The 11,938-nt window shown below is 34.7% G+C and carries 9 protein-coding genes; 8 read left to right on the forward strand and 1 reads right to left on the reverse strand.

Annotation, left to right across the window (positions count from 1 at the left end; translation table 11 throughout):
* On the forward strand, nt 1–541 hold a 541-nt coding region (locus ACW6OJ_RS05110), incomplete at its 5' end, for a DUF4364 family protein (RefSeq protein ID WP_456095945.1).
* A 112-nt stretch (nt 542–653) separates the two neighbouring features.
* Here the strand turns inward: ACW6OJ_RS05110 and hflX are convergent.
* On the reverse strand, nt 654–1,967 hold the full coding sequence (gene hflX, locus ACW6OJ_RS05115; protein ID WP_456095946.1) for a GTPase HflX: 1,314 nt from the start codon (nt 1,965–1,967) through the stop codon (nt 654–656).
* A gap of 496 nt (nt 1,968–2,463) precedes the next feature.
* Between hflX and ACW6OJ_RS05120 the strand changes: the two genes are divergently transcribed.
* The 7 genes from ACW6OJ_RS05120 to csn2 all read left to right on the forward strand — a co-directional run.
* A complete protein-coding gene (locus tag ACW6OJ_RS05120; protein WP_456095947.1) occupies nt 2,464–3,873 on the forward strand; it encodes an alanine/glycine:cation symporter family protein in 1,410 nt (469 codons plus the stop codon).
* Nucleotides 3,874–4,067: 194 nt separating this feature from the next.
* Nucleotides 4,068–4,355 (forward strand): cysteine-rich small domain-containing protein, encoded by a 288-nt coding sequence (locus tag ACW6OJ_RS05125; protein WP_455103703.1) that lies wholly within the window; start codon nt 4,068–4,070, stop codon nt 4,353–4,355.
* Nucleotides 4,333–5,910, forward strand: coding sequence for a cardiolipin synthase (gene cls / locus ACW6OJ_RS05130; protein WP_456095948.1), 1,578 nt, complete (start codon nt 4,333–4,335; stop codon nt 5,908–5,910). The genes ACW6OJ_RS05125 and cls overlap by 23 nt, the downstream gene beginning before the upstream one ends.
* Before the next feature lie 458 nt (nt 5,911–6,368).
* The gene (cas9, locus tag ACW6OJ_RS05135; protein WP_456095949.1) at nt 6,369–10,457 is read left to right on the forward strand and encodes a type II CRISPR RNA-guided endonuclease Cas9; all 4,089 of its coding nucleotides are present in this window, start codon (nt 6,369–6,371) and stop codon (nt 10,455–10,457) included.
* Between the two features lie 3 nt (nt 10,458–10,460).
* The gene (gene cas1 / locus ACW6OJ_RS05140) at nt 10,461–11,336 is read left to right on the forward strand and encodes a type II CRISPR-associated endonuclease Cas1 (protein WP_456095950.1); all 876 of its coding nucleotides are present in this window, start codon (nt 10,461–10,463) and stop codon (nt 11,334–11,336) included.
* Between the two features lie 4 nt (nt 11,337–11,340).
* Complete coding sequence (cas2, locus tag ACW6OJ_RS05145; protein WP_313964463.1) at nt 11,341–11,646, forward strand: CRISPR-associated endonuclease Cas2; 306 nt, start codon at nt 11,341–11,343, stop codon at nt 11,644–11,646.
* Nucleotides 11,643–11,938: type II-A CRISPR-associated protein Csn2 (csn2, locus tag ACW6OJ_RS05150; protein ID WP_456095951.1), on the forward strand; the 296-nt coding region annotated here is incomplete at its 3' end. The genes cas2 and csn2, both read left to right, overlap by 4 nt.

Here is an 11,938-nt window from a genome sequence, read left to right on the forward strand (position 1 = left end):
GGAGGTAGGTATGTTAGATAATAGTACAGATGATTTAATATTAGAGAAACTGATCGTATTATACACGCTAAATAGCATGGACGAAGATCTGACAGATTCCCAGCTGACAGAAATAATTTTGGGAACAGGTGTTATAAACTACTTTGTATTACTGGCACTCTTACCAAAGATGATGGATGCAAAGTTTATAACTACATATGAAAAGAATAATACAAAGCTAAATGCCATTACTCAGAGTGGGCTAGAGGTTTTGGTATACTTCCAAAATAGGATACCAGAATTCTTTGTAAAGAAGATAGATGACTATATAAGGGACAACAAGGAAGAGCTCCTATCTAGTCAGATAAAAAAACAAGCCCACTACAGCATGCAGGGTGACTCTTCTTACCTTGTCAACCTGGTAATCATCAAGGGTCGCCAGAATGTCTTGAATGTAAATGTCAATGTCGATACAGAGGATGAGGCCAAGGCTATGTGTGACAAGTGGCATAGGGACTACGAGAACAAGTACAGCCAAATTATGGATATAATAAACTCGTAGTTGGGATCAAATTGGCCCGATTGATTGAAAGGTGTTAAAACAAAAAGCTAAAAAAATAAAGCTAGGTGGTTCAAATAAGATGAACAGCCTAGCTTTTTTGTGGAATTATTTATTACTGGACCTCAATATAGTCCTTGTACTTGTTGTAGTCTATCTCATCTAGTGATAGGCTTACACTAATACCTGTATCCAGGTATTCAAAGGATTCAAGAGCATATTTGTCACTAAGGCTACTAAAGATATGGCCCTGGTCATATGGAAGCAGGAGCTTGACATGGTAGGAATCCTTGTCTAGGGCCTTTTGGATCATGTCCATGAGCTTGTCCATATTTATATTCTTCTTGGCAGATAGGTAGACCAGGTCCTCCTGGTTCCTTGGATATATATCCAGGTCTAGCTTGTCTATCTTGTTGTAGACTGTAATAGTGTGCTTGTCATCTGCCTTAAGGTCCTTCAAGACACTTTCTGTAGTAGATTTCTGTATGTCAGAGCTATCATTTGTAGCATCTATGACGTGGAGTATAAGGTCTGCATAGGTTACCTCTTCAAGAGTCGCCTTAAAGGCGTCTACTAGGTCATGAGGCAGCTTGCTGACAAAACCTACAGTATCAACTACCAGAAATTCCTTCTTATTAGGTAGCAGGGCCTTTCTAAGGGTTACATCAAGGGTAGCAAAAAGCATGTCCTTGACAAAAACCTCCTTGTCCTTTTCATAGTCAGGATGACTTTTGATCAGCTCATTCAGTAGGGTGGACTTACCCGCATTCGTATAGCCGACAAGGGCAACAATTGGCACCCTGTTCTTACTTCTTTGAGCCCTCTGGATATCTCTAATCTTTACTACTTCCTTTAGTTCCTTCCTGATATTGGCAGCCCTATTTAGGATATGTCTCTTATCCTTTTCAAGCTTCTGCTCACCAGGCCCCCTAGTACCTATGCCGGCACCAGTCCTAGACATCTGTCCACCCATACCATATAGTCTTGGTAGCCTGTACTTTAGCTGGGCCAGCTCGACCTGGAGCTTACCCTCACGACTAAGGGCTCGCTGGGCAAAAATATCCAAAATTAGGGTAGTCCTATCAATTATCTTCTTGCCTACTATGTCTTCAATATTTCTGATTTGGGCACCTGATAGCTCATCATTAAAAACTACCATACTTGCATCTAGACTCTCAGCATAGGCCTTTATTTCCTCGATTTTACCAGAACCCATGTATGTTGCAGCATCTATACTGGACCTATTTTGGATTAGGTCACCAACCACCTCGGCACCGGCAGCCTGGACCAATTCCTTTAGCTCTAGCATAGAGTCCTCAATATCGATATCATCTGGTCTTTTTACAAGGCTAGTCAGGTTAAGACCAACACAAAGGGCCTTTTCCTTTAAATTAATTAAGTCTTCGTTGTTTATATTTAAATCATTCATAGTTTTCCCTGAGGAAGACACCTCCTTGATCTAGTTTATTTTTCCACATTTTATTCGATTATATCATATTATAAGAATAAAAAACATACTAGCAAGTGGGCTCTTAATGAATTTATTGAAAAAATTCACATTAAATTCACATTTCAAAATACTAATAATTTATCTGTTTACATTAAAAAAAACCTAATAATATTTTTTTATCGGGACAAAAAGTAACCATATGTGAAACTTGTCAGAAAAAAGACTAAATTTATATAAGAAAAAATTTTTAAAGTAAGAGGCTAGGAAATCGTTACTATAAAAAGATAATAGCACTTAAATTTACAGGTAAAACCTAATAATAGGATGCTATTATAAGGTTTGATAGATTTACTACTATTAAGCGACTTTAAAAAATAAGATTTTTATATAAATTTCATATGAAAAATATAAAATAATGTATGTAAACAGATGCAATTATTTAAAAAAAGAAAAATGAGGACGGAGGTTGAATAATATGTCTAGTATTTTAGCGATCAACAAGGCCATAGGAGACTTTGTTTGGGGATGGCCTATGTTGATCATGTTACTTGGAACAGGTTTGTTCCTAGGTTTCAGAACGAGGTTTATAGTAATAAGGAAGTTTGGTTATATACTTAAAAATACTGTAATGAAGATGTTTAGCAAGAATTCCGGGGGAGAAGGCGAAATATCAGCATTCCAGGCGGTATCTACAGCTCTTGCAGCTACAGTAGGTACAGGTAATATAGCAGGTGTTGCCCTTGCAATAGCAGTTGGTGGACCTGGTGCAGTATTCTGGATGTGGCTATCAGCTATTTTAGGTATGACTACTAAGTTCTCAGAAGTTATCCTAGCGGTGACATATAGAACAAGGGACAAGAAGACAAATGCCTATTCAGGTGGTCCTATGTACTACATAGAAAGAGGTCTAGGACAGAAGTGGTTGGCAAAGCTGTTTGCATTATTTGGTGCTCTTGCAGCATTGGGTACAGGTAACATGACACAGTCAAACTCTATAGCCCAGTCACTAAATGCAGCCTTTAATGTAGATATGAAGGTTGTTGGTATAGTACTTACAGTATTGACAGCCATAGTGATACTAGGTGGTATCAAGAGAATTGGCCAGGTAACAGAGAAGTTCGTGCCTTTTATGGCAGCCTTCTATATAGTTGGTGCAATAGCAATCCTATGCATTAATGCAGGTCAGATTCCAAACGCATTTGGTCTAATATTTGGTTCAGCCTTCACAGGCCATGCCGCAGCAGGTGGTTTTGCAGGATCAACTCTAATGATGGCCTTGAGAAATGGTGTAGCTAGAGGTGTATTCACTAATGAAGCAGGTCTAGGTAGTGCTCCTATTGCCCATGCAGCAGCAACTACAGACCATCCAGTTAGACAGGGTCTATGGGGAGTATTTGAGGTATTTGTCGATACTCTAGTTATATGTACAATGACAGCCCTAGTTATCCTAGTTTCTGGAGAATGGACATCAGGCCTACAGGGTGCAGCCCTTACAACTAAGGCATTCCAGTCAGGCTTTAAGGGTGGCCATTACATAGTATCTATAGGCTTAACGCTATTTGCCTTCTCAACAATTTTGGGTTGGTCATACTATGGAGAAAAGTGTACAGAGTACCTACTTGGAGAAAAGTTTGTAAAGATATACAGATTAATATACATACCATTGGTATTTGTAGGATCTATTGGTGGCTTACAGGCAATCTGGGCAATCTCAGATACTGTAAATGGTCTAATGGCCCTACCAAACTTAGTGGGACTACTATTCCTATCAGGAGTAATAGTTAGTCTAGTTAAGGACTTCTTCAAGGATCCTGACAGGATTAGACAGAATGAAGAATATATGGAAGCGATACCAGATAAATATAAGCCTAGAGATGTAGAATAAGATAAAATAAATCAAATTTAATAGGTGGGATTATAGTAGGTATAAAAGATGTATTCATGAAAATGGATACATCTTTTTGCTTGGAAGAAATAGTTTGTGGATGGACCGGTCAGGAAGTACCCCTTGTATGATATAATAGATATGTAAAAGACCTGCAGAGTTGAAATGATAGGGAGCAGAGAAAGGACTAATAGATGGAGAATTCATATAAATTTTTTGCAAACAAGGACTGTAAATACTTTCCCTGTCACAGGGTAGAAAGACCAGATGACTTTAACTGTCTCTTTTGTTATTGTCCACTTTATACACTGGGAGACCAGTGTGGTGGCAATTTCAAATACAGGGAAAATGGAATAAAAGACTGTACTGATTGTGTCCTACCCCACAGGCCAGAATCGTATGAATATATAATAGGAAAGTATAGTAAGATACTTGAATTAGCCAAGAGGGGGTGGACTAGTGGAAAAGAAGACAAAAAATAATAGTATTGTGAGAATTGGTGTTGCAAGTATAGCCATTATAATTCAGATTATCTGGATTATCTACGAGGTTGATTGGATTAATGATATCTATCCAATAACAGAGGGAATAACCCACTTCCTGGCCTTCCTTCTAGTAATTAGGATTTATGGCAAGCATACAAACGCTGCTATGAAGATGCCGTGGATGGTACTCTTATTGGTTTTACCAATAACTGGCTTGATACTATATGCCCTGTTTGCCAGCCGTATATCCAAGTACACTATAAAAAGGCGATTTAAGCATATCCTAGGCAAGGTATACCACTACCTATATGATGATAGTCAAATCTTGGAGGATATCAAGGAAACAGATCCAGATATATATGGCCAGGCCCACTATATATCTAAAATAGGCAGGTTCCCAGTATATAATGAAGGTCAGGTGACATACTACCCAGATGCCAAGCAGGGTATAGAGGCTCAGAAGGAAGCCATGAGGAAGGCTGAGAAGTTTATCTTTATGGAATACCATGCAATTGAGGACTCTGTATCCTTCCAAGAAATAGAGGAAATTCTCGTTGAAAAGGCTAGACAGGGTGTAGATGTAAGGGTTGTATACGATGATGTAGGAAGTCTTGTGTTTATAAACAAGTCCTTTAGGAATAGGCTAGAGGAAGAAGGAATAAAGTGTAGGGTATTTAATCAGATAGGCCCGATATTTAATGTCTTTATGAACAATAGGGACCATAGGAAGATAAGCGTAATAGATGGTAAGATAGGCTTCACAGGTGGATATAACCTGGCTGATGAGTACTTTAACCTAGTAAATCCATATGGTCACTGGAAGGATACCGGTATAAGGATAGAGGGCAGGCCAGTAGATAGTTTGACCCTTATGTTCTTGGAAATGTGGAATGCCAGCAAGCATACAAGAAGTATAAATGAGGATATAAGCCTTTTTATCAACCAGTGGCAGACTGATCAGGAGGATGGAGGGCAAGGGGACCATCCAAACAAGAAGGAAGACAATATAATCATCCAGCCATTTGCAGAAAATCCCCTAAAAGAGGAGCTACTGGCCGAAAATGCCTATATGAACCAAATAAAAAATGCCAGGGACTATCTTTATATTACTACCCCATATCTCTTGATAGATGACAATATGAGTGAAGAGCTATCGTCAGCAGCCAAGAGGGGGGTAGATGTAAGAATAGTAACTCCAGGTATACCTGACAAGAGGATTGTATACAAGATGACTAGGTCATACTATGGTAGCCTGGCCAGAAATGGTGTAAGGATATATGAATATATGCCTGGCTTTATCCATGCCAAGCAGCATATATCTGATGACAAGACTGCCATTATAGGTACTATAAACATGGACTACAGGAGTCTTTACCACCATTTTGAAAATGGGGTCTTCCTGTATAATTTGGACTGCATAAGGGATATGAGGGCAGACTTTGAAAACCTGTTTGACCAGTCCTATGAGGTTACGGACAAGTATGCTAGCGGAAGGTCGACTTCACTTAGGATTGTCCAGTGTCTGTGGAGGTTTGTAGCTCCCTTGATGTAGCTCTTGATTGGAAAGTAATAGGAATATTTTGCCGACCCTGTTAGTTGATTGACTAGCGGGGTCATTTTTTTGTCTATAGATATAATAAATAGGTGATTCTTTATTAATAGATAGAAAATATAAAATAATTATAATTATCTGTATATAATTATAGAAAAAGAAAACATTTTATGGTATTATAATATTGTGATAAAAATATATAAGTATATAGATTGTTTTAGGAAAAATATATATGAAAATAAAAAAACTTGACCGATAAGTCAAGTTAAACCCTACAATGGGCGGCCCGAAGGCAATTTGAATAAATTTTTATTTGAACTCGTGATGTAATCATATATAGTGACTAATATGATCTATATATAATATAAGTCAAATAATTATATTTGTCAAGTTTTTAGGGAAATGTTTTTTAAAAATTTATTTGTATTTTGAAAATTACTAATTGGGAGATTGAGAACATGAGTAAAGTAATTGATTTTGAAAAGGGTAAAAATAAGGGTAAGTCTAAGGAGATTAGGAAGAATACGGAATACTTTATAGGTTTAGACATAGGTACATCATCTGTAGGTTGGGCTGTTACAAATACTAAATATGAAGTGATTAAATTCAATGGCAAAAAAATGTGGGGATCAAGGCTATTCATAGAAGCCTCAACAGCTGAGGAAAGACGAGTTCACAGGACTAATAGAAGAAGACTTCAAAGAAGGGTAGATAGGATTAATCTGCTAGAAGAAATATTCAGTGAAGAAATGTCAAAGGTAGATCCGGAATTTTTTATTAGGTTGAAGGAGAGTAAATTCCACCTAGAAGACAAGGTGATTGATGAAAAGAATATAATTTTTAAGGAAAAAGAAGATGGAGATAAAAAATTCTATGAAAAGTATCCTACAATATATCATTTAAGGCATGCACTTATAGAGGGGTGTGACGATATTGATATAAGAGAACTATATATGGCTGTCCATCATATAATCAAGTATAGGGGTCACTTTCTATTTAAGGGGGACATATCAGATTCAGGATCATCTATAAATGATAAAATTGTAGAAATCATAGATTTAATGTCTTCAGTAGCAGGCATGAAGAGGCTAGAATATAATGACAATCTGATCAATGAAATTAGGAGTATAGTAAGTAATAGAGATAAGACAATAAATGATAAAAAGAAGGATATAAACAAGGTTTTTGGTGGAAATGACTATAAGGCCTATAAGTCTATATTTGCTTTGTCTGTTGGCGCAAAAGTGAAACCCTATGATATATTTTTAGAAGAAGAGTATAAAGATTTAGAGGATGTAAAAGATATATTATTTAAAAATACAGAGTACGAAGAGGTTCGTGATACCTATGAACAGGTTTTTGAAGATAGGATAATACTGATTGATGCAGCAAAAAGTTTATATGATATGATAGTTCTTTTATCAATAAAACCTGAAGGTAAGGGCCTGTCAGAAAATAAGGTAGACATATACAATAAGCATCATGAAGACCTTGAAATACTTAAAGAAGTACTTAGAAAAGATAAGGACTTATACAATAGGGTACTAAGAGATGATAAAAAGGATGGAACGAACTATGTAAATTATATCAAAAAGAGTAAGTATGGTAAGGGTTGTTCAAGAGAAGACTTCTATAAGTTAGTAAAAAAAGCTTTAGGAGAACTTGAAAGCAATGAGAAAATAGAATATATATTGTCAGAGATAGAGCTTGAAAGGTTTTTATCTCTTCAAAGATTAAAAGAAAATAGTGTAATTCCATATCAAGTCCACAGAGATGAATTAAAAAAGATACTAGACAACGCATCATCAAAATTTGAGTTTTTGAATAAAGAAAGTGAAGGCTATTCTAATATTGAAAAAATAATAAAGCTGATGGAGTTTAGGATTCCTTACTATGTTGGGCCATTAAACAATTATCATTATGTTGATAATAAGGAAAAACAAGGTTTCTCTTGGGTTGTAAGAAAGGGACAAGGTAGGATCAAACCATGGAACTTTGATCAACTTGTGGATAAAGAGGCTAGTGCAGAAAAGTTCATTGAAAATCTGACTAATAAGTGTACATACTTGATAGGAGAGGATGTATTACCAAAAGAATCCCTATTATATAGTGAATATTGCCTTTTAAATGAGCTAAACAATATTATGTATGACGGAAAAAAACTTTCTCTAGAAGCAAAGAATGACCTGATAGAAAAGGTATACAAAAAAGAAAAGAGAAAAATGACTAAAAAAGGCATTAAAGATTTCTTAAAACAAAACAGATACGCTGATGGAAAGGGAGAAGTCACAGGTATTGACATTGATATAAAGTCAGACTTGAAATCATATAGAGACATGGTAAAAATATTTGGTGCTGGCTTTAACCATAAAATGGCAGAGGATGTTATTAGGTGGGTTACTCTTTTCGGAGAATCAAAAGAGCTTCTATTATCAAAGGTGAAGAATTCTTATGGTAATATGGTTGATGATAAACAACTTAAAATGATAACAAAGCTTAGATATAAGGATTGGGGAAAATTTTCTGGAAAATTTTTAACTGAAATTAGGAGTGATGTATTAATAGACCAATCAACAGGTCAGGGCCAGTCAATAATAGAAGCTATGAGAACAAGAGATCATATTTTAATGGAGTTGCTAAGGAATGAGTATGATTTTTCCAAGAAGGTTGAAGACATTAATAGGGAAAAACAAAAAAATATAAGTGAAATATCTCATGATTTATTGGATGACTTGTATTGTTCACCAGCAGTAAAAAGGAGTCTTTGGCAGACAATCTGTATTGTAGAAGAGATAAAGAAAATAATGGGTCATGAACCAAAGAAGATTTTTGTTGAGGTAACAAGAACAAATAAGGCAGAAAAGAAACGTACTGATTCAAGAAAAAAGAGGTTATTAGAGCTTTATAAAAATATTCAGGACGATGCTAGAAGTTGGATTGATGAAATAGAAAAAACTGAAGATAGTAAATTTAATTCCAAGAAGCTATACCTATACTACACACAGATGGGAAAGTGTATGTATACAGGTAAGAGTATAGATATTGAAGCTCTATTTACTGATATGTACGATATTGACCATATATTCCCGAGGTCTAAGACTAAGGATAACAGCTTCGAGAACTTAGTTTTGGTAACTAGAAAGGCAAATGAGGATAAGGGAGATATTTATCCGGTAGATTCTAGTATACAGAATGGTAGAATAAGCTTGTGGAGATCATTACATGAAAAGAAGTTAATTGGTGATAAGAAATTTGAAAGATTAACTAGAAACTATGGATTTACAGATGAGGAATTGTCAGGATTTATAGCAAGACAATTGGTGGAAACATCGCAGGCCTCTAAGGCAGCCGCAGAAATGCTAAACATGATAAATGAAGGGTCTGAAATTGTATATGTTAAGGCTGAAAATGTATCTGAATTTAGACATGATAATGAATTTATAAAGGTAAGAGAGGTTAATGACCACCATCATGCCAAGGATGCGTATTTAAATATAGTTGTAGGTAATGTCTACAATGAGAAATTTACTAAAAATCCTTATAATTTTATAAAAGATGGGGGACGTAAATATAGCTTAAATAAGGTATTTGATTTTGCATTTTCAAAAGGTGGTAAAACAATTTGGGATCCAGCAGTATCTATGGATACAGTAAATAAAATGATAAGATCAAATGATGTAAGAGTAACAAAGAAAGTAATTGAACAAAAGGGAGCTCTTTACGATGCAACTATATATAAGGCAAGTATTGCTAAAGAAGAATCTTATTTCCCATTAAAGTTGGGAGATGAGAGATTGAAAGATGTAACTAAGTACGGTGGATATACAAGTATTAAGTTAGCATATTACACAATTGTATCTTACGATGAAATAGGTAGTAAAAGGAGTGAACATATAATAAGAATGGTTCCTATACCTATCTATATAAGCAAATTGGCAAACACTTTTGAGGACATAGAAAACTATGCACGCAGTTTTGTGACAAATAAGTCTAAAAAGAGTATAGATAACTTTAAAGTTGTATACAGAAAATTATTCATAAATTCACTTATAAAACTTAATGGATTTAAATATTATGTAGGTGGGAAAACAGATGATAGTTTTTATATTGATTCAGGAACAAGTTTAATATTAGATGAAGAAACTAATAAGTTATTTGGTAAACTTGTGAAGTATTGTAATTCTGATTTTAAACGTAAGGAAGATGAGTATATTAATATTAAAAACAACTTAAAACTTTATAATATTTTAGTACTAAAGAAAGAATCTTCATATTATGAAAACAAAAAATTAAATAAACTAGAGGAATTTAAAAAACAAGTTACAATAGATAAATATAAAAATTTATCGCTAGAAGACCAGTGTAGTGTACTACTAGAAATACTAAATACTTTAACAGATAAAAATAGTACTTATGATTTAAAGAAAATTGGTATAAGTGTATATAGGGCAAAGACAAGTATGAAACTAAATTCATATACGTCTTTTAAAGTCATAAACCAATCTATAACAGGCCTTTTTGAAAATGAAATAGATATATTGGGTTAGCATATGAGTTGGAGAACATTGGTAATCAGGTCTAGGGCAAAACTAGACTATAAGATGAACTATATGGTCGTAAGGAAGTTAGATGAGACCAACAAGATATATATTGATGAAATCCATACCTTGATTATTGAGTCGACAGCCGTTTCTTTAACGGCTGCCCTACTCAATGAGCTTACCAAAAACAAGGTGAAAATTATTTTTTGCGATGAAAAAAGAAATCCATCATCTGAATTAATAAGCTATTATGGTAGTCATGACACCAGTGCCAAGTATAGGTCACAGATAAGTTGGAGTCGCTCAATAAAAGAAAAGGTCTGGACCGAAATAGTTAGAGAGAAGATAAAAAACCAGTCTATATTGCTTAAAGAACTAGGACATGAAGAATATAAAATGCTAGATGAGTATTATAAGCAGGTCGAACTGTTTGATACTACTAATAGGGAAGGCCATGCAGCTAAGGTATATTTTAATGCCTTATTTGGTAAGGGGTTCAGTAGATCTAATGAAGAGCCTATTAATAGTGCCCTAAACTATGGTTATGCAATACTCTTGTCAGCTATAAATAGAGAGGTCGTTTCAATGGGCTATATGACTCAATTTGGACTATTTCATGATAATATGTTCAACCAGTTTAATTTATCTTGTGATCTAATGGAACCATTTAGGATATTTGTGGATAGAAAAATAATCTCTATGGATATAGGAGAACTCGATAGCAAGGCCAAACTGAGAATCATAGAGGCTATGAATGACACAATAGATATAGATGGGCAAAATATGTATTTTAATAACGCACTAAAAGTATATTGTAAAAGTGTGTTTGATGCCCTAAATAATAACGATGTATTAGAAATCAAATTTTGGAAATATGAGCTATAGATTTATGAGAATATTAGTAATGTTTGATTTACCAGTTCAAACTTCGGATGAACAAAAACAATATAGGCATTTCAGGAAATATTTAATTTCCTGTGGCTTTATGATGATGCAAGAATCTATATACTGTAAACTTGCTTTAAATCAAGGGGCAGCTATGCATATTGCTAATGCGGTTAAAAGGAATAAGCCTAAGTCTGGGCTAGTGCAAATTTTGACGGTTACAGAGAAACAATTTTCAAAAATGGAGATAATTGTAGGTGAAATAAACAGTGATGTTGTAGATACTGATAAGAGGGTTTTAGTATTATGATATTAGTTAATAGTGATTGGTCCAGGATAATAGACTTTGATAATTTCAAGGTGAATACTATTGTTGTCGAGAATATTGAATATTTTAGAAGGGTAGTTAGTAATTTTATAGGTCAAATTGATGGTGCTGAAGGAAAGTTTAGCCTTTCACATGAAAATAAAAGTTTAGACTTATCTAAAAAGGCCTTACTGATAAGTGATATATTTGATGTTAATCCCAGTTTGAAAAAGGCTAATGGAAAGATAAATAAATATATAAAAACCTTGTCTATAGACAGCTTTGAAGCTACAAG

The sequence above is a fragment of the Peptostreptococcus sp. genome (genome assembly GCF_977045075.1).